This is a genomic window from Brevibacillus sp. FSL L8-0520 (assembly GCF_037963895.1).
Taxonomy (GTDB): domain Bacteria; phylum Bacillota; class Bacilli; order Brevibacillales; family Brevibacillaceae; genus Brevibacillus; species Brevibacillus borstelensis.
Genome location: NZ_CP150171.1, coordinates 1,294,562 through 1,313,544, shown reverse-complemented (window position 1 = coordinate 1,313,544; position 18,983 = coordinate 1,294,562). Strand labels below are relative to the sequence as shown.

16 protein-coding genes are annotated in these 18,983 nt (G+C 45.0%); 6 read left to right on the top strand and 10 right to left on the bottom strand.

Going from position 1 to position 18,983, the window contains the following annotated elements; all coding sequences use genetic code 11:
* Positions 1-2 precede the first annotated feature (2 nt).
* The 6 genes from NSQ24_RS06755 to NSQ24_RS06730 all read right to left on the bottom strand — a co-directional run bounded on the left by NSQ24_RS06755 (position 3) and on the right by NSQ24_RS06730 (position 6,620).
* Complete coding sequence (locus NSQ24_RS06755; protein ID WP_338059224.1) at positions 3-503, bottom strand: DUF4358 domain-containing protein; 501 nt, start codon at positions 501-503, stop codon at positions 3-5.
* An 86-nt stretch (positions 504-589) separates the two neighbouring features.
* Positions 590-1,735, bottom strand: coding sequence for a DHHW family protein (locus NSQ24_RS06750; RefSeq protein ID WP_339167489.1), 1,146 nt, complete (start codon positions 1,733-1,735; stop codon positions 590-592).
* A 53-nt stretch (positions 1,736-1,788) separates the two neighbouring features.
* Entirely contained in the window at positions 1,789-3,195 is a 1,407-nt protein-coding gene (locus tag NSQ24_RS06745; RefSeq protein WP_339167488.1) for an MBOAT family O-acyltransferase, read from the bottom strand.
* Between the two features lie 149 nt (positions 3,196-3,344).
* Complete coding sequence (locus NSQ24_RS06740; RefSeq protein WP_152562206.1) at positions 3,345-4,016, bottom strand: GDSL-type esterase/lipase family protein; 672 nt, start codon at positions 4,014-4,016, stop codon at positions 3,345-3,347.
* Positions 4,017-4,143: 127 nt separating this feature from the next.
* The gene (locus NSQ24_RS06735; RefSeq protein WP_227278409.1) at positions 4,144-5,943 is read right to left on the bottom strand and encodes a HAMP domain-containing sensor histidine kinase; all 1,800 of its coding nucleotides are present in this window, start codon (positions 5,941-5,943) and stop codon (positions 4,144-4,146) included.
* Positions 5,940-6,620, bottom strand: a complete 681-nt coding sequence (locus NSQ24_RS06730) for a response regulator transcription factor (protein WP_339168016.1) — start codon at positions 6,618-6,620, stop codon at positions 5,940-5,942. The genes NSQ24_RS06735 and NSQ24_RS06730 overlap by 4 nt, the downstream gene beginning before the upstream one ends.
* 362 nt (positions 6,621-6,982) lie before the next feature.
* Between NSQ24_RS06730 and NSQ24_RS06725 the strand changes: the two genes are divergently transcribed.
* Positions 6,983-7,447: a hypothetical protein gene (locus NSQ24_RS06725; protein ID WP_024983508.1), complete on the top strand. Its 465-nt coding sequence runs from the start codon at positions 6,983-6,985 to the stop codon at positions 7,445-7,447.
* Positions 7,448-7,566: 119 nt separating this feature from the next.
* Here NSQ24_RS06725 and NSQ24_RS06720 read toward each other — a convergent pair whose 3' ends face one another.
* From NSQ24_RS06720 to NSQ24_RS06710, 3 genes are all read right to left on the bottom strand, one after another.
* On the bottom strand, positions 7,567-9,720 hold the full coding sequence (locus NSQ24_RS06720) for a M56 family metallopeptidase (protein WP_003388169.1): 2,154 nt from the start codon (positions 9,718-9,720) through the stop codon (positions 7,567-7,569).
* A 45-nt stretch (positions 9,721-9,765) separates the two neighbouring features.
* The gene (locus tag NSQ24_RS06715; RefSeq protein ID WP_003388170.1) at positions 9,766-10,149 is read right to left on the bottom strand and encodes a BlaI/MecI/CopY family transcriptional regulator; all 384 of its coding nucleotides are present in this window, start codon (positions 10,147-10,149) and stop codon (positions 9,766-9,768) included.
* A 314-nt stretch (positions 10,150-10,463) separates the two neighbouring features.
* The gene (locus NSQ24_RS06710; RefSeq protein ID WP_327970071.1) at positions 10,464-11,888 is read right to left on the bottom strand and encodes a SpoVR family protein; all 1,425 of its coding nucleotides are present in this window, start codon (positions 11,886-11,888) and stop codon (positions 10,464-10,466) included.
* A 248-nt stretch (positions 11,889-12,136) separates the two neighbouring features.
* Between NSQ24_RS06710 and NSQ24_RS06705 the strand changes: the two genes are divergently transcribed.
* Positions 12,137-13,132 (top strand): hypothetical protein, encoded by a 996-nt coding sequence (locus NSQ24_RS06705; protein WP_024983510.1) that lies wholly within the window; start codon positions 12,137-12,139, stop codon positions 13,130-13,132.
* A 312-nt stretch (positions 13,133-13,444) separates the two neighbouring features.
* Here the strand turns inward: NSQ24_RS06705 and NSQ24_RS06700 are convergent, their stop codons facing one another.
* Positions 13,445-14,638, bottom strand: coding sequence for a hypothetical protein (locus tag NSQ24_RS06700; RefSeq protein WP_024983511.1), 1,194 nt, complete (start codon positions 14,636-14,638; stop codon positions 13,445-13,447).
* Between the two features lie 560 nt (positions 14,639-15,198).
* Here NSQ24_RS06700 and NSQ24_RS06695 point away from each other — a divergent pair.
* The 4 genes from NSQ24_RS06695 to istB all read left to right on the top strand — a co-directional run bounded on the left by NSQ24_RS06695 (position 15,199) and on the right by istB (position 18,909).
* Positions 15,199-15,546, top strand: a complete 348-nt coding sequence (locus NSQ24_RS06695) for a sigma-70 family RNA polymerase sigma factor (RefSeq protein ID WP_338143132.1) — start codon at positions 15,199-15,201, stop codon at positions 15,544-15,546.
* Between the two features lie 35 nt (positions 15,547-15,581).
* Positions 15,582-15,719: a hypothetical protein gene (locus NSQ24_RS06690; RefSeq protein WP_221175479.1), complete on the top strand. Its 138-nt coding sequence runs from the start codon at positions 15,582-15,584 to the stop codon at positions 15,717-15,719.
* Positions 15,720-16,678: 959 nt separating this feature from the next.
* Positions 16,679-18,187 carry an IS21 family transposase gene (gene istA / locus NSQ24_RS06685; protein ID WP_024985313.1) on the top strand — a complete coding sequence of 503 codons (1,509 nt, stop codon included), beginning with the start codon at positions 16,679-16,681 and terminating at the stop codon, positions 18,185-18,187.
* The gene (gene istB / locus NSQ24_RS06680) at positions 18,187-18,909 is read left to right on the top strand and encodes an IS21-like element helper ATPase IstB (RefSeq protein WP_311067724.1); all 723 of its coding nucleotides are present in this window, start codon (positions 18,187-18,189) and stop codon (positions 18,907-18,909) included. Before istA ends, istB begins: the two co-directional genes overlap by 1 nt.
* Positions 18,910-18,983 lie beyond the last annotated feature (74 nt).

The following is an 18,983-nucleotide window of genomic DNA, read 5'->3' as shown; positions in this document are numbered from 1 at the left end:
TGTCACTTCAGTGCCTCGTCAAATGCGCTTTCGATTTTCTCCGCTTCCTTCGACACCGCCAAAAGAATGTAGCGGCCCTTCGTCTTCAAGACATGTTTTTCCAATAAAAAGTACTCATCTGGGACGTAATCTTTGAATTTTTTCCCTTGCTCTTCTATTCGCTCCGCTATTTTTGCCTTGATGCTTTCTGCCTGACTATCATCCTTTGCGATCAGCACTGCGACCTCGTCAGCCCTTACGTTCGTCGGGGCTGTATACAGGATAAAATCCTCAACCTCTTCCTCGCCGAGCTTGTACAGCTTTTGAAGCTTTTTCGCGTCTCCCGCTTTCATATCATCCAGATGCACAGCCTGTTTGATTCGATCTCCTATTTCTGCCGCTGCAAGCTGACTCTCTTCCGTATTTTGTCCGGAACAGCCGGTTAATACGGAAAGAGCAACGATACATGCAATCATCGAAACGAGTAATACTGCGTTTATTTTTCCAAGCCATTTTTGCATCATGCTTGGCCTCCTTTCCTATCTCCACTTACACGCTGCGGCGCTCTATGGCGGTGATCGGACGACCTGCTGGCCACCGGCAGCCTGATTCAGCGCTGACTGGCCAGCTCCTTTATCGACGGATCTTCCAAAAACGTATTCACGTTATAGAGCAGCAGCACATCGGTTATGTGGTTTTCCTGTATGAGCTCATCCAGGCGATCCTCGTAATACCGGAGGTCCACTACGTATATTTCCTCGAAATGAGCCGTCAGAAAGGGCAGAAAGCAGTTGGCATATGAGTCCTTGACGACAACGAGTTTTTTTCCATCCCCGGAACCAGTCGTGATTTTAATGAGTGGATGGTTGCCATTTAAAAAGACCGTGTATTTGTCTTTTTTCTTCAGGTTTTCCCTCTCATAAAGGGAATAGGTGCTCCTCTTTTCGCTTGCATACTCCACGCTATACGCTTCATCATCCTTTGGCAGATACAGGTCGATGCTGTCAGGGAGCACATGTCTGAATCCGCTTTTGGAAAAAAGCGAGCCATAGAAGTCATCAGTGGCCCGTTCAATCCGAAAATCCGCTTGCATCCTCGGCGTAAAGCCCATTTGCTTGCCAAGCTCCTGATAGGCATAGTAGGCTCCCCTGGTCGTCCAGTGATGGTCCGTTTTATAGTACAAATACTCTTCCTTTTTGGAACGCAGCGCAGGATAAACGTCCACAAAGGCAATGTCTTTGCTGAGCGCCTCTTTCACTTTTTCCATGTACGTTCGTTCTTCGTCCCCAGTGACATGGGCAGGCAGCTTTTCTTCCAGCACGCTGGCTGCAGTCGGCACCAGCATCATGTACGTATGGAGCCCCGGCAATGATTTGGCAAAGCCGTTTATGGCTTCCGCCTTCTCTTCCAGATCGCCGTCCTCCGGTTTCCCGAATTTTTGAATCAGAAATCCGTCCTTGCCTACATAAACCCCGTTGCTCTCCTTTTTCCCCATCAAGCGATCCGCTTCCGATTTTACGCCGATCCAAAAGTCTCGAAAAACAAACTGGTCAGACAGGTACTTCTCGAAATGGGCAGTAAATGTTCCATTCATACCTTTTTCCAGTGAAAAGGACGGAAGCTGCTCCAACATTCTGTTTTCTGACTCGGAAAACTCGCGTGTCGGCGCACCCGTGTTCAGTACCAGCAGTCCGCCGATAAACATTAGAAATACCAAACCAAGCATCCATTTGGACAGCTTGTCATCTCTCAGCATGAATACCCCCTCCTGCCAAGCCTGCTGATTTGCATGCACACCACCGCATCCGGTTAAAAGCGAAAGTAAAGAAACGGATTGTACGTTTCATTGACCAGATAAGCCGTCGAAAGAAAAAGCAGACCGACGTAGACAGCGGTACCGATGAGCATTCCGGCGATGTTCAGCCTTTCCCGCAGAACAGAAAACGCCTTGTGGGGAAGCGGGGTTGAGCACATAGCCAATGCGCTCAGCAGGACGAAATGGGTCGATAAATCGTATAGCGCTTTGCTATCTACGAGCGAATGCCCGCCTAGTCCAAACAGCGTGCCAATAAATGCCCACGCGGTGGACAGGTCTTCGATCTCGAAAAATACCCAGCCGACGATCACGATCAGCAGTGTATACAGATGTCCGACGAAGCGAGTCCTATACTTCAGCCAATCGAGCAGAAACCGCTTTTCCAGCGCGAGAAAACAGCCGAAGTACAATCCCCACAGGATGAAATTCCAGTTCGCCCCGTGCCATAGTCCGGTCAACATCCAAACGACGAACAAATTCCGAAGCTGTTTGGCCGTCCCCGCCCGATTCCCTCCAAGCGGTATGTAGACGTACTCCCGGAACCAGCTACCCAGCGAGATGTGCCACCGGCGCCAAAACTCCGTGATGCTTCGGGACACGTACGGGTAATGGAAATTTTTCAGAAAGTCAAAGCCAAGCATTTTCCCTAGGCCTCGGGCCATATCCGAATAGCCGCTGAAGTCGAAATAAATCTGGAAGGTAAAGGCGATGATACCCAGCCATGCCGAAAGCACTGTAAGCTCAGCCACAGGCGTCGCTTTCACATTCGTCCAGAGCAGTCCGATGTTGTTGGCCAGAAGCACCTTTTTTGCCAGCCCTTTGACAAACAATTCGGCCCCTTCTCCAAAATGCTCCATGGTTACCTTTCGGGCTGCGAGCTGCTTTGCAATATCGCCGTATTTCACGATCGGCCCTGCGACCATTTGCGGGAACATCGTCACATAGGCGCCGAAGGAGATGAAATTTCGCTGTACAGCCACTTTTCCCAGATAGACGTCAATGACATACGACATCGTTTGAAAGGTGTAAAAGGATATTCCCACCGGGAGCGGAAGCTCTGCCGCATGGATGTTCAGGCCGAACAGATCATTGATCGCAGCGACGAGAAAGCCGTAGTATTTGAAGAAACCGAGGACCCCCAGACTTGATATGATGGAGACGATGAATATGGCTCTGGCAATGCCCTTGCGGCTTCTGTATTTGTCGATCATGCGGCCGTTCATATAGTCAAATGCGGTAGAGAAGATCATGAGAAACAGGTATACGGGTTCTCCCCATGCATAAAACACCAGACTTGCCGCAAACAAGATGCCATTCCGAAGCATGCGCGGTGACAGGTAATAAACAAGCAGCACCAGAGGGAGAAATAGGAAGAGGAATAAGAGACTGCTGAATACCAAGGCTTTCCCCTCCTGGAGTAATTTTTGTTTTTGGGCAAGCTTGCTCGCATAAGGCGTTGCCCAGCATGTTTGGACGCTGCGGGCATGTTTGAGCGCTCAGGAAGAGAACTGCCCTGCAGCCCTCCTGAACCGAATGCAGGGCAGCGAATCTATTTTTGACGGTTCTTGATAAACTCCAGCATGAGAGGATAAAACTCCGCTTTGAAGTGAATGCCATCCGCATCATGCAGATCGGATCGACCTGTAAAAAGCGGCGACAGATCGATATATTCCACCTGCTCCTTTGCAGCCAGCTCCTTCAGTCCCTGATTGTACTCGCCGATCGTGTTATAGCGTGGCTCTTTTTTCTCTGCCTCCGCTGTGACCGGCGTGACGGTAAGGATCGAGATTTTTGCATTCGGCAGCTTTTCTTTGATTTGGCCGATCAGTTTTGCGTATTGATCCAGCGCATAGGCAACCGGATTCTCTACCGGCCAGAGGATGTCATCCGACCCTAGCTGGATGTAGATATGCTCCGGGTTTCTTTTGACCAGATCGTCAATGTCCTCCAGAGCAAACTCGGCCGTTTTCCCGGCGCCGGCAGCCACATTCGCTTCGTCCAAAACATCATGGAAGGACAGCCCTTCCGTAATGGAATCTCCCAAAAATACGCTCGTTTGAAAAACGGATGGCAACGAAGGCTTCGCAGCGGGCTCTTGCTGGTTCGCTGCGGGAGTGGAAAGAGATGTTCCCTGGCTGCTTGCCGTTTCCTGGCTTCCGCACGCCGCCAGCGATGCCGCTGCGACCCCTGTGAGCAAAAATGTCATCCATTTTTTCGTCATATCGATGTCCCTCTCTTGTACATGTATTTCCAAGCCTTGCGCTTGCAAGAGATAGCGTAATCCGGGCAGATAAAGATCAGATGCAGATGAGATCAAGATAAATAAAAAAAGTGCAGAACCTGCAGTTCTACACTTTTTTCGGCAAATAGAAGTAAAACAATACGCCCTCCGCTGTATTGGCCACCCCATAAGCTGCACCGTGCAAATCCAATATTTTTTTGCAGATCGCCAGTCCCAGCCCGGTGCCGCCCTTTGAGCGCTGGCGCGAAGGCTCCCCGCGATAAAAGCGGTCCCAGATTTTCTCCAGATGCTGCTTCTCGATATGGACCCCTTTGTTTTCCACACAGACCTTTACGCTTCCCTCCTCTTCCATAGCCGTAATGGAAATCGACTCCTTCTCCGGCGAGTAGCGGATCGCGTTTGTCAAAAAGTTGGTGATGACTTGTTCGATGCGATGCTGGTTGGCGATGACTTCGACCGGAGCCAGATCGGTATGAAGCTGCAGCTGCTTTTTGTCCAGCTCCAGAGACAACTGCTGGCATATTTGCCGGATCACCGTATCAATAAAAAAAGCATCGAGCTTCAGCTTGTACGTACCGGACTCGAACTTCGCCAATTCAAGCATATCGACGATCAGCATGTCCATCCGGTTCACTTCATTTTCCATCGCTTCCAGATAATGCTCCCGCTTGTGACTCGCGACGCCGTCCCTGACAATCGAGATGCAGCTTTTGATCACGCTCAGCGGCGTTTTCAGTTCATGCGAGACGCCCGCGATAAATTCCTTCCTCGTGTTTTCCAACTGTTTTTCCTTCTCGATGTCCTGCCGCAGCTGTTTGATGTGCGAATGCAGCGTATCGGAAAGCTCATTGATTGTCTGAGAAAGATCGCCAATCTCGTCTTTGGAGGCAATGGAGATTTTCTCCGAGAAGTCCAGCGCGGCAATCTTTTTCGTCGTGCGGTTGATGAGCAATAGCGGCCGCGCAATCCGTTTGGAGTAGTAAAACGAGAGCAACAGAATCAGGATCATCACAAACAGAATCAGATACACGTAGTACGCCTGGATCATCTGTACGGCCTCGTCAACAGGCTGCAGCGAGGTCATCGCGATGACATAGGCGGGTTCTCCGCCGACGATTATCGGGTCGATCATGATTTTGTACTTTACGTCGTTTTCCTCATAATCAATCATTTGCAAACCTACAGGCTGCTTCTTCTCTTTCCCCAGCAGCAGATTGGCCTGGAATTCTTTGACCCGGTCTATAAACAAGTGGTTGGAATAAACAAATCTGCTGGCGCGGTTTCCGTCAGGCAGTTGGACCTTGGTGATGTGGCCATAGAGAAAGTAGGAGGGAAATTCTTCATGCTCCTCTGCCGGATTATCAAAGCTCGGAATGATTTCGTGCTCTTTCTTGGCCATCTGCTGGTTCTCCCAGGCAATATTTCCGTTTCCCAGCCCCACCCGATACGTGACCGCTGCCGAATCCACCGTGATGCCATTCAGAATCACACGCTCCCCTTCGCGAAGAAAAGGATTCTTCTTAGAAATTTCTTCGGCACCCACGAGGCTGTACAGCGGAACGGTTATCGTCTCCCCTGCGATGCTGTGGTCTTGATCAGGATCGAGTTTGACCTCGATATAGAAGTCGTCAGTTCCTTTCAAATTGCCCAGCTTGTCAACGGTGGTAATCCATGTATTGTGCTTGCGGTAAAACTCTTCCTCCAGCTTGTCGATTGCGTGTGTATCGCCGCCGCTATTTGCGTAGGCTGTTTCAAAGCTTTGGAGGCTTGCCTGAATATTATCCACTTTTTTATTCACATAAAACTGCTTGAAAAATACGGTTTGACCGACAAAAATGACGGCCAAAATGAACAGGCACAAGGCGCTTGTCAGCAGAAACAATTTGAATACGATGCCCGTTCTCATGCGTGCTCCTCGAATTTATAGCCCGAACGGACAACCGTCACAATACATTTTGCTTTATCCCCCAGCTTGTATCGCAAATTGCGGATATGGCTGTTCACCGTGCGGTCATCTCCAGCGAAATCATAGCCCCAGATTTTGGTGATCAACTGCTCCCTGTTGATGATGATCCCTTTGTTTTTCATGAGATAGGCGAGAATTTCAAATTCTGTATGCGTCAGGCTGCTGTTCTTTCCATCCACCGTGACGGTACGGGAAGGCAGGTGCATCACAATGCCGCTGCCTGATAAAGTGTCATCGGCTGAAGCTCGCGTCAGCTGCCGGCTTTCCAGAAGCCTTTTCGCCCTCGCAAGCAAAATCGGCGGGCTGAACGGCTTCGTAATATAATCATCCGCACCCAGCTCAAACCCGAGCAGGGTGTCATCTTCATCCGAGCGGGCGGTCAACATGATGATCGGAACGTTGGATATTTTGCGAATCCGCTGGCAAACAGACCACCCGTCGATTTTCGGCAGCATGATATCCAAAATGATCAGATGAACGTCATGTTCCTGGAATAAAGCCAAAGCTTCTTCGCCGTCGACTGCTTCCAGCACTTGATAGCCTTCATGCAGGAAATAATCCTTGATGATTTCACGTAAGATCTCTTCGTCTTCTACGACTACAATTGTTTTTTGCATCATGTTTGTACTCTCCGTTACAAGGTTTATCTGTAGCTTTGCCAAGGATGGGCCGGTGTGGCAAGTGTAAATCGGAGGCAAGACCGGAAATCTCCGGGACTTGTTACATACCATCCTACCTATCAAGTCTACTGAAACAGGTGGCGGGATTCTATCTTTTTTGCTGTTTGGGTTTGTTTTATCTGTTGCGTCCTATTGGATTATCCCGGTTCTCGCAGAGTTTTCGCTACAATAATTGGATTAATTTGTAAAGATACTAAAAAGGTTTTTATTGAACATTATATGAAATTAATAAAGAAGATTTACAATATAGTGGGTAAATGGTAAAAATAGTATATACCAAATTTTAGGAGGTATTTTCAATGAAAAAGATCGTCCTAAGCATGCTCAGTCTTGCACTTTTATCCAGTGTAGCTGTCGCAGCATCTGCAAATGAAGCTTCGACGAATTCTGTGATTAAGCCACAAGCAATCTTCTACGATAGAGAACCAAACGATAAAAGGGCCGATGCCAACTTTTTCTCTATTGGCGACGGAAACCAAATCTCCGGGACACTCCCGATAGGGGACGCTGCGGACTGGTATACATTTACTCCATCGACAACCGGAAAATATCGTTTTTATTTTTCCCATTCGTCCCTCCAGTTTTATTCAATGGTTGTTAAAGGGGATGGCGTTGGAACAGTAGGAAAAATTGAATATAATGACCCAATTAAGTATTTTGACGCCACAGTAGAGGCAGGCAAAACTTACTATATTGAGGTCAGTGGCGGTAAGGACGATACTGCTGATTTTGGTTATGATATTTACACGTACAAAATTAATTAATGAAATGAAAGGAACCACTCGGATAACTCCGAGTGGTTTCGCTTTCCCTTATTCGCTACTGCCGTTTTTCCGGGCTTGCGTTAGTTTTCTAATCAGATCACACTCAAACTCAGCAAGACTTATTTCCATTGGCTGGCATCTACCGGTTTTGCTTTGATCAACTCAGCGACAATTTCTTGTTGCTGCGGAAGATCTTCCTGGAAGGTTACCTGGTAGCCGAGATCGTTCTCTACCCAAAAATAACTGACATTGTCAACTTCATCCGGCGAGCTCAACCTTCCATCTATTTTATATTTTTCTGTGCGGAATACTTTTTTCCCCTCTATTTGCAAAGGAGTCGTCTTCAAGCCAATTTTTTCGCCATTAATAATTTCGTGAAAATAGGTGCCCGTCTTCTGAATCTCTTCATACGTGCTCGTGTCTTTTTCCTGATCAAAATAGAAGCTGTTTTTCCATTTTCCAGGTTTGTTGGTTCTTGCAAACTCCACGAAGAAGCCCATTGATGTGCGGTCCGTATCTCGATAGTACGCCCAAGCTCCAGATGCTTCAAAGATTTCAAGAAATTGCATGGGAAGCTTCGGAGTAAATCCGAGCAACTCCTGCGCATAGCGCAAGTCTTCTGTGTCATAGACGTTTGTTTTGAACTGACCCTTCTGATTTTCATATTGCTTCAACATGTCTTGGTCAGGGAATTTCATCGAGGAAATCACTTTCAACATTTCTTCATCAGAAACATCAAACTCTCTGAGCTTATATTGAAGGCCTTGGTCCTCCCAAAAATAGGCGGTCAGCGAGTCCGATACCCGTGTCAGCTTTAGAATGTCCATTCCATTCAGCTTCAGCGTTTCTTTCTTGATATCCGGGGATTGCTGATTTTCCAACAAGGCATCATCATGCTCGGCTCCACTAGGAAGAATCACCATATCATATAAGTAGTGGCTCTTTCCTTCATATTTGTTAAAACCAATATCCACTTTGGACAGCTTTTGATCATCCAGATACAAGGTAACATAGGCCAAGCTTAACTCCGGCAAGTCCGGCACCTTGAACGGTGTGGGCGATACCTTTACCGCCTTTTCCAAGCTGCCGTAGCTCCGATGAGAAGAATTGAAAAGAAGGCGCTCTTTTCCCGTTTCCGCAATGGTTGCCGGGCTGCTTGCCGGAGCAGGTGCAGGCGCGGCGGCGTTTGTTAATGTCGCTACACCGAGACCGGCTACACAGACAACCGCCAGAGCCGACAATTTATACGTTCCCTTTTTATATGCTTTGATCATGGTAATTCTCCTTGTCATTTCGCTTTTGTTGGTCGTACCCCAAAAATACAGCAGTTGGGGCTGAGCGGATTTGGACGCAAACCGCTTCAAACATTCAATCATCGTCAAGCCATAAGGAGTCGCTGCTTGTTCTCCGAGAACCTCCAGAACGCAGGCATCGCAGGCGATCTCCCTGGCCGCTTTCATTCTTTTTACACAGATCCACACGAGCGGATTCATCCAGTGAATCGCCAGGACAAAGCTGCTGAGCGTATTCCACCACATGTCTTTTCTTTTGCAGTGGGCCAGCTCGTGTGACAAAATATGTAGTAGCTGGGAGGGGGCCAACTCTTTCACGACCGCTTCCGGGACGAAGATCCACGGATGAATCAATCCGGCGATAAACGGGCTTTTTGCATAGTCCCCTGTGTACAGCGGGATTGGCTTCTTTATACCGAATTTCCTTTGACATTCATCCATGACAGACAAGATCTGCGGGTCTGTTACAGGCGTGAGCGTTTTGCGTCGATTTCTCAACCGGAACAGGCAGGCAAACAAATAGCCTATGAACACAATGGCCCCGGCAAACCAGATCGCCGATACGACTTGTACTCCCAGCGGATAGCCAACCTGCGAGAATTGACGTGCTTGCGTTTCATCCTGCAGCGCGATCGCTACAGGCTGCACATGATTTTTTTCAAGAGCCGTGCTATGATTGTTTTGTGGTATTTTATTCTCTTCGCTGTTTCGAGAAATGTCATGGGACAGGCTGCTGCCTTCCACATGAATCATCGAAACGGCATTTTTTATCGTTGCGGCAACATTAAATATGCTTGCCGGGCTGCTTGGCAAATCAGGCAAAAGCAGTCTGACCAACACGAGCAGCCACAGCGCATGCTGAAGGCGGGGACTCAGACGATGCCGAAACAATTTTTGAATGGCCATCACCAGCAGGACCACTGCGCTCGCCGCTAGTGTGGAATCGAAAAACCATAAAAAAACGTCGCATAGGATCTCCATGTGTTTGTACCTCAACGATGGCCTCCGGCATTTCGCCTTCTGTCGCTATCGTTTTTCTCCCTTTTTTTCCTCAAGTATCTTCTGCAGCTGCTCAATCTCCTTCTCGGACCAATCGCCCTCTTCCAAAAAGTTGGTCACCATCAGCTTTGCCGCTCCGCCAAACACTCTGTTTACAAACGATTTGCTTTCCGCTTTGACGCATTCTTTTTCGGTAACCGCCGGGTAGTACAGATAGCTTCTACCCGCCTTCTCGAATCCGATCGCCTTTTTTTTCACTAGCCTGTTCAGAAAGGTGCGAACCGTCTGATCGCTCCATTCGATTTCGGCCGGCAGTTGAGCTGCGATTTGCTCCGCGGTGAGCGGACTTTGCTTCCAAATCACCTTCATGATTTCCCACTCGGATTCGGATATTCTCGGAATGTTGGTCATATGCTTCACCTCCTATCGATTGGAAACCATTATTTACAAATGTAAATATAACAGCCGACTTCAAGTTTTACAAGCGTAAATTCATTTTGTTCAGGTCAGCAGCATCATGAAACAAGCTTGCGCAACAAAAAGCGGAGATGGCGTTCGAGGTGCTTCTCTTTAAACGAAAAAGCAGTAGCTGCGGCTTGAGCAGAACAATGGGATGGCAGTGCGGCTGATGTCCATTCTGTCTGGAACAAAAAAAGGGGCTGATCGCCCCATCTGCACTTTTTGCTTTCCCGTGAAAAAAATGTTCTTGTGATCTTCCCGTACTCTTACAAAAACCGCCGATGCACCTTTTTCCCGTCATACGTAAACTGTACAGGCCGATCCTCGATCACCGTTTCAAGATGGACATTTTTCCCCCACATGCGATAAATGTAAGGAATCGTCTTCTCCACGTATTTGACATCCAGCTCCAGTCCTTCAAAATGGTGCTTCAGGTACAGCTCGCCAGCCCGCAGGTAGTCGCCGTCGTGGACCATGACATACGGGAAGCCGCCATTGACGCGGGTAACGGCGAGACCATCCCGGACATCCTCCCATGCCTTGTCAGTCACGACCCACTCGTTCCCCTGCTTGCCAAACATGTACAGATCGAGCTTGCCGACCAAATCCTTGGTCAAGTAGTTGCGGATAAAGCTGATGTCAGACTCCAGCTCGCGGACTTCAAAAATTTTGGCGCGTCCCTGCCCCGGCTTCCGTCCGAAACGCTCCTGCTCCTCCTTGGTCGGATTGTCCCAGCGGCGTTCAATGTCTTCGAAAATTTTCAACCCCAAATGATACGGATTAATGCTCGTCGGCGAAGGCTGAATGACAGAGGAATGCAGCTTGGCAAATTCAATCGTCTCCGCTTCGGTCAGGTCCATTTCGCGCAAAATCCGCATGTGCCAGTAGGAGGCCCAGCCTTCGTTCATAATCTTCGTCTCCAACTGCGGCCAGAAATAGAGCATCTCATCCCGGACGATCGTCAGGACATCACGCTGCCAATCGTCGAGAATCTGGCTATGCTCCATAAGAAAGAGCAGCAGGTCTTTCTCCGGTTCTGGCGGAAATTTGCGCGCCGGCTTCTCCGGCTCCATCTTCTCTTCTGCACGGTCCAGCCGCCACAAATCGTCGTATGGGGTGCTGCGCTCCGCTTTGGCTGCCGGTTTATTCCCCGCCTCCTCTACCTCCCGCTTCCATCTCAGCTTGGGACGCAAGAGGCTCGGGTCGATGTGCTCCTGAACGGCCAGGCAAGCATCGAGCAAGGATTCGACCGCTTCCTTGCCGTGCTCGATTTCGTATTGGCGGATGCGCTCCGAGCTCGCTGCCATGCTCTCGACCATGTCCCGGTTGGTGTTGGAGAAGCGGGCGTTGTTTTTGAAAAAGTCGCAATGCGCCAGGACGTGGGCGACGATCAGCTTGTTTTGGATCAGGGTGTTGCCGTCAAGAAGAAAGGCGTAGCACGGATTGGAGTTGATCACCAGCTCGTAAATTTTGCTCAGGTTGAGGTCGTACTGCAGCTTCATTTTGTAAAAGGACTTTCCAAAGCTCCAGTGCGAGAAACGGGTCGGCATCCCGTACGCGCCGAACGTGTAAATGATGTCCGCCGGGCAAATTTCGTACCGCATCGGGTAAAAATCAAGGCCGAAGCCTTTGGCAATCTCCGTAATTTCGTCTATGGCACGCTCAAGTTCTTTGCGCTCTTCATTGGTCATTGTTGTCCCCCCAAGTCTTTCCGTCCTTATCTTATGTATATGGGGAGTGCTTGGGATTAGATGAGGGTTGCTGAGCAATTTTTGTGTGGGTAATTCGTTCGTTGTTTTACGAAAAGAATAGGCTTCGAAATTATTATTTAGAGTTGTAGTTGCTTTTTCGTTGTCATTTTTTCCTTGCTAGTTGAAGCGACAGGAAAGACCGGTCCTAACAGTCGTTTTTAAACCTTTAAAACTAGGGGGAAAATTAAATGGCGATGCGAAATTTGCTAGTATATATCGGCAGGCAGTATGATCCCATTCGTGCAAGAGACCTTGATAAACTCGAGGGTACCGGCTTGAATGCGATTACTTTAGAAGTGGGATTAGGAAGTGACAAGTTTAGGTACGATGATACCAGACATAATAACAGTATCGTTGATTTCTGCATTAACGGAGTAGAATCATTTTTCCGGGAATATGCAAAATCCGATTTTCAGCCTTGGGTGTGGGTCGGTCTACCTCATTATGAGGCCACACATGGGACGATCAACTATGAAAGGCATCTGTACAAGTACTACAGAAATTATATTGATGGTGTACGAGAAAGTCTTGAATCAATTGGTCGTTGGGAAGACGTTAGGGGTTTTTATTACTCGATGGAAACTGTACATCCAGTTTATGAAAAAATTAGTGAAACTTCACCAACGTCCAATTCTAGCGTCAGATTAATGAATGACATATCGTACTATATTCGCGATTTAGATGACCATTATGGAAATGAGTTTATGTGGTGCCCTTACTATGGATTTAATGAAAACAAACTAAAGATTATTCATAATCTGGGTGTTGTCGCTAATAGAACCAATATTTTCGACTACATCTTGATCCAGCCTTCCTACTACTTCCAACCATCAGAAAAGGAAAACGTGAATGCTGTTCTAGATTCAGTTACAAATGAATATTTGGATCAAGATGGCGAAATTGTTGATCTGGATGGTGATCCTGTAGCTGGTGGAAGAAAAGCTAATGCTACCGCAGATATTGGAGTCGTAATGGAGATTAACGATAAATATTTTTCTAACAGCGCATACGCTGAACGTTACGATTATTGTGAACGACGTTTCAGTAGACTCCTCCACCCTGACTCGCGTACACCTATTACTTTTTATGCAGGTCAACTTTCAAGTGTTCTCTCTGAAAAATCAAACGGCGATAGTCTAATAAAAAAAATAAAAGATTTCTATGATAAAAGAAAAGATTGGTAAAACGTTGTTGGATAATAATCTCTAATCCACTATTTAAGATACCGCCTCCAAATATTTGGCGAAAACGAAGACATTCGTGGCTTATATATGGTATCTAATAATATCTCGAAAACATCTCATAAAACCAAGTAGCTTAAATCTAACAAGGTTTCATCCCCTTAGCGGAATATCTTCCCTTGACACAATATAGTCACAGACGCTAATTAAAGCGGCTTGCGACTAATGTTCGGGAGAGAACCATCCTTCGGGGATGAAACCTTTTATTAAATCTACGTAGGTACAAAGTACAGTTATTATTTTATACACAGTCTTTTATTTTTTAGGGATACTGAACAACGTTCCGGTTGGATCTTGGACGTTCTCAAAAAAATAAATGCTAGTAGATTGGGGTTCTTTTTTAGGAATAGCATAATATTCTTCGTCCCAATATGTCCAAAATATCTCTTCCTTCATCGGAAGGCCTGTTTTTCGATCAACGTAAGCGAATATCGTGGTAGTGCCTTTTGGTTCAGTATCTACTTGCTTGTACACTTGTGTCATCTTCCTGTTATAATTTACAGTTCCTACAAATTCCCATTCCCTCCCGCCTTGATTTTGAAACAAAGATAGTCCTGCAGGAATAAAATTCCCTGGCTTCCTCTCCGTATTTACAGTAACTTCTCCTCCTTCCTTTCTCTTATGAAAAAACTTCGTTCCTTGTTTATTTACGATCCATTGCTGACTTACACCCTCTTTGAATGAAAAGTCATAATTAAAAAATTCATACCGCTCATCGCCATTTTGTGGATGTTGCCAGCTTTTTGAAAAGGAAATAATATTTGAACTTTTTGTTATCTGTGTCACATGTTTGATAATTTGTTTATGCTTTTGGGGATCCGGAATCGTGAATAAGGCACCTGCTGGATCGTCTACCTTTTCAAAAAAGAACGCCTCCGCAATCAGCGGTTTTTTTAAGTCTCTACCCTTGTAATACTCTTTAACAACAGGCAAGCCGGTCGTTTGTTTCAAATAAACAATTTCCGTATAAGAGGCCACTGGGTCCCGTACTTCTCTTATCATTTTTTCCACCCGTTCCCCGTCGATTTGTACAGTACCAGCCGAAGTCCAATCCGTTGTCCGATAGGCATCTGTCGTGGATTGGAACAAAGTTTTGCCCGGAGATATTGTTGTATAATACGGTCCCGTTCCGGTATCCTCAGTAACTTTATCCTGTTTTTTACTAATCCTATAAATCTGTTTCCCTTGCTCTTTTACGATTGTCCGTCCCATCCCAATTTCTTCACTGTCAGCAAAGGAATATTCGAATTCGTCATGGCGCTCATTCTTACTTTGTGTATGATACCAACTTTCTCTAACGAGTATTTTCTCAGGACTTTTTACCAATGTTACCATATGCTCAATAACAGGTTCAGGATGTTCTGAAGCAAAGCTGCACGAACTGTCAGTCACACTCCACATGAGTAAGACGAGAATGCTCAGACACCCTACAATTCGCTTGAAGCTCATGTTCCTCCTCCTTTTTCCTCTATAGGTAATTACCTCCTTAATTATTAAACGCAAAATGAATCAATAAGTTGCTTTTTTACAATTATTTTTTTCTACAAATTCCCATCCTACTAACTAATACTTAGATTTCATCCCATCGTCCTCCTGAAAAAGTATCACTTCCACCTCCTTTATAATGAAATATACAGAATAACCCCTGGTAATATCCGCCATCCGTCCACGATCAGCAAACTAAACGACCCTTTCAAAATACATTCCTAGGAACATGCTGGGTATGTTCATACATACGTTCAATCATGATAATTCGCCTCCCTTTTTTACCTCATGTTAGACACTTATCAATAATTTATTTGTCGAATTACGTTATGTAAGCATTCGTGATTTTTACAAATTTCGACATCTAATATAAATTAATAAAAAATAACCTATGTTTTCCTAGGAATAAGGTTGCAATTTAAACAATTGGATTTCCTTGTTAATAGATAGTCTTAGACTAGGGCTATATTCCTCCCCCTTGGCCATTTCCACATTTCCATCAGCTTATTTTAAAAGGTAAGAAGGTGAGACTGTTGAGAGATGAAATCATAAAAAAAGAATGTCGAAATTTTTTAAAACGTGTCGCTTGGCGCTTGCAATATTCTGCTAAAAGAAATGTATACCGCCACACTCGCATGATAGATGAAATATATGGTGAAGATATCACTTCTCATACCGTCTCAAAGCTCTATATCGAAGAAGTACTCTCTCAAATACCAGAAAAAGCTCGTTTTATCATTTGTAGTATTGTCATCGACGGACAAACAGAAGAAGAAGTAGCAAAAAAATTAAAAATCTCGAGACAAGGAGTGAACAAATGCAAAAACAAATACCTTCGAATACTCAAAGAAAAAATGACTCCTTTTACATGACTTTTAAACTTGCAATGGCAGGTGATAACCAAGCTATGATGGAAGTTATTGACTTTCTACTCCCTGATATGGAATACCTTGCAAACTTTATTAAATTACCTAGAGAAGAATCTATTCAAGAAATGAAAGCCGCTATGATTGAAGCCATCCGCCAGGGAGAAATTCAACTATGATACCATCTGATTTGATAAATGTGCTCGCCGTTATCGTCTGCTTTTTAGTTCTAGTAGTCACATGTAACCATGTGGACTTGCAAGTTAGAGTAAAAAATATTCTTGACTTACACTTAAAAACAAATAAAGAAAAGAAGGAAAATAGTGAAGACGAAGATCAATTTCCATCGTAGTTTGTGAATGTAGAAACAATACAATCAGGGTTTCTTCTCTTAAATCTATGTTAATTATAGGAAATGAGAGGTGTACTGCCAAATGGCGGAGGTTGTGTTAATTGGCTCATGTGCCGTTCTAGTATTCTTATTTAGTGGTCAAGTAATTTTATTAAGACGAATAAAACAAAAGATTAAATAGTTCTCGAAGTACACTTTGAGCTATCGTACAGTTTACTTTGATAAGCATTGTAAAATAAACAATAAACATTCATTTTGAATTTTATCATCTGTTTACTACAACTTCAGATTCTATCTTCTGAACAGGGGGAAGGAATATCATTCCGTGGAAAATGGTCGAAGATTCAGGGTCTGTAAATAAATTTATGTAAAATCAAACATACCAGTATATAAGGTTTCATTCCCTAATTAGAAGTTCTCCCTTAGAACCAATCGAGTCAAAGGCGTAGGTAAAGCGAACCTATGACCCTAATTGGAAGAGAAAAATCAGAAAATTATTAGGGGGATGAAACCTTTTCATATATTTAGGTTGATTGAGTTTACTCGAAAATCTTGACAGACCTAATTGACGCAACCCGTCCATTTCCAGTAAGATGTCCGTCATCAATGTAGAGCATTTGAGATGAGCCTCTACCTGTTTATGGCAGACTAAAAATGTAGGTTATGGCAGTTAATTTATGCAGACCCGTAGGGGCTGCATAAATTAAAAAACCACTTGCCAACATCCCCTTATCAAAATACACTCCTGTTGGGCATTACAGACGACGGGAGGTATAAAGTTAGGAGATGTTAGCAGTGGCAGAAATTAATTATATCAGGCATGAGGCAAACAAAAAAGGGCGAGCTTATAGCAAGATTGCCAAACAAATGAATCGTGATTCAAGGACGGTTCAGAAGTATGCAGAAATGGATGATTTCAATCTACAAGAAAAGCCCAAGCAAATTCGAAAAGCTAGAGTCATGGAGCCCGTTAAACCTATTCTTGATCAATGGATCAAAGAGGACTTGAACAAGAAAAAGAAGTTCCGAAGAACAGCACAACGCTTGTTCACGCAATTAGTGGAGGAATACCAATTTACAGGATCATCTCGCTCTGTCAGACAATATGTTTCCCAACGTAAGCACCAGTTAGCGGAGACAAGTGATGCTGCGGCATTGCCATTGGAAACGAGACCTGGATCAGCTCAAGTTGATTTTGGAGAAGCACCATTCAAATATCAGGGAGAAAGTGTTACCTTGCCATTCCTCGTTCTCTCGTTTCCTTATAGCAACACGTTCTACTTTCAAGTTTTCCAGTCTCAGAATCGAGAATGCTTTCTGGAGGGATTAAAGCGTATCTTTCACTATATAGGTGGAGTTCCAAAGGTCATTCGATTTGATAATTTATCACCAGCGGTGAAAAAGATCATGCCAAATGGTCAGCGTGAACTGACGGAGGAATTTCAAAACTTCGTTTTTCATTATGACTTTGAATACGAGTTTTGCAATCCCGGTAGTGGCAATGAAAAAGGGCACGTAGAGGCGATGGTCAAGTACGTTCGCAACAACTTCCTGCTTCCTGAGTTGCAGATACACAATCTTGATCAGCTAAACGAAACCCTTTGGAAAAAAGCCGAGAAAGATCGGGAGAGACCTCATTATGTGAAAGAAACCATGCTTTCCGAACTATATTTGGCAGACAAGGAACACCTTCTTCAATTACCTGCCAAAGAGTTTGATTGTATCCGATATGAACGAGTAAAAGCGGATAAATACGGATATATCCGAGTCGAAAATAAACTCTACTCAACGTCTCCCCGTTTTGCCAAATGTATGGTTTTGGCAAAGATCTCATTTGACCGAGTCGATATTTTAACTGAAGAATATGAGCTGATCGTACAGCATCCCAGGCTGTATGGCAAAGAGCCAAAATCAGTGATTTGGCAGCCATATTTGATATTGATGGCAAAACGGCCAACTGCTATTAAATACACAAGTTTTTATGAACAATTGCCAATCGAATGGCAAGTCTATCTCTCGAATTGCACGGTCCCAGAGAAGCAAGAAGCTCTCCAGCTACTATCCGTCATTTTAAAAAACGATGATATGAAAATACCCACGCAAGCTTTGCAGCTTGCCTCTGAGAATGGTCACCCAGCCGTTGATTCTATTAAGCAGATCTATTATCAACTCATGAATGGCCGTGGACAAAGGGATACCATCCAACCGAAAGGTTTTGTTCCTGCCGTTCCAACAGCCACTAGAGGATTAGCCCATTACAATGAATTTTTTAAGGGAACGGGAGGTCATCACTAGTGGATGCATTGATAAAAGAATATTCAAAGCGTCTCAAGTTGAGTTGGGTTCGGCAACATTTCCATGAGGTTGAAGCTACTACAAATGAAGAGTACTTACTCAAAATACTAGAAAACGAGATACAACAACGAGAAGTACGGAAAATCAATCTGCTCTTTAAACAATCTTCCTTGCCAAGAGTAACAGGAAAGCCATTTGAATGGGGTCATATTCAGATGGGACAAGGTCTCACGCAGGATCATATCCTTCATGGTGGATTTATAGAGGAGAAAGAAAATCTGATCTTTTATGGCGGTGTGGGAACGGGGAAAACGTACTTATCCACTCTGATTGGCTTAAATGCCATTCAGCAGCAAGGGAAAAAGATAAAGTTCTTTACTGTCGCTGGATTAGTCAATCGGCTGCTAGACGCTCACGAGACTGGCTCGTTGAGCCGATTCTTTAACCATATTGAGAAGCTAGATCTGTTAATACTCGACGAACTGGGGTATATTCCTCTGCATAAACAAGGTGCAGAACTGCTATTTCAGATTATCTCCATGTGCTACGAAAGAAAAAGTATTATTATCACGACCAATCTACAGTTTGGCCAATGGAATCATATATTTGGTGATCCAATTTTAACAGAGGCAGTTATTGATCGCTTGATTCATCACTCTCATTTGATCGTCTTCAATGGCGAAAGCCATCGATACAAAGAATCGCTATTACACGGTAAATAATTTAGGGGTTGGCAAGTGGTACATTTTTAATTGCCATTTGCTACATTTCTTACTTGCCAAAAACAGTTCAGGAG

Bases quoted from the DNA above. Each gene is read 5' to 3' on its own strand.
- NSQ24_RS06755 (WP_338059224.1), bottom strand. From the start codon at position 503: ATGATGCAAAAATGGCTTGGAAAAATAAACGCAGTATTACTCGTTTCG.
- NSQ24_RS06750 (WP_339167489.1), bottom strand. From the start codon at position 1,735: ATGCTGAGAGATGACAAGCTGTCCAAATGGATGCTTGGTTTGGTATTT.
- NSQ24_RS06740 (WP_152562206.1), bottom strand. From the start codon at position 4,016: ATGACGAAAAAATGGATGACATTTTTGCTCACAGGGGTCGCAGCGGCA.
- NSQ24_RS06735 (WP_227278409.1), bottom strand. From the start codon at position 5,943: ATGAGAACGGGCATCGTATTCAAATTGTTTCTGCTGACAAGCGCCTTG.
- NSQ24_RS06730 (WP_339168016.1), bottom strand. From the start codon at position 6,620: ATGCAAAAAACAATTGTAGTCGTAGAAGACGAAGAGATCTTACGTGAA.
- NSQ24_RS06725 (WP_024983508.1), top strand. From the start codon at position 6,983: ATGAAAAAGATCGTCCTAAGCATGCTCAGTCTTGCACTTTTATCCAGT.
- NSQ24_RS06720 (WP_003388169.1), bottom strand. From the start codon at position 9,720: ATGGAGATCCTATGCGACGTTTTTTTATGGTTTTTCGATTCCACACTA.
- NSQ24_RS06715 (WP_003388170.1), bottom strand. From the start codon at position 10,149: ATGACCAACATTCCGAGAATATCCGAATCCGAGTGGGAAATCATGAAG.
- NSQ24_RS06710 (WP_327970071.1), bottom strand. From the start codon at position 11,888: ATGACCAATGAAGAGCGCAAAGAACTTGAGCGTGCCATAGACGAAATT.
- NSQ24_RS06705 (WP_024983510.1), top strand. From the start codon at position 12,137: ATGGCGATGCGAAATTTGCTAGTATATATCGGCAGGCAGTATGATCCC.
- NSQ24_RS06700 (WP_024983511.1), bottom strand. From the start codon at position 14,638: ATGAGCTTCAAGCGAATTGTAGGGTGTCTGAGCATTCTCGTCTTACTC.
- NSQ24_RS06690 (WP_221175479.1), top strand. From the start codon at position 15,582: ATGATGGAAGTTATTGACTTTCTACTCCCTGATATGGAATACCTTGCA.
- istA (WP_024985313.1), top strand. From the start codon at position 16,679: ATGTTAGCAGTGGCAGAAATTAATTATATCAGGCATGAGGCAAACAAA.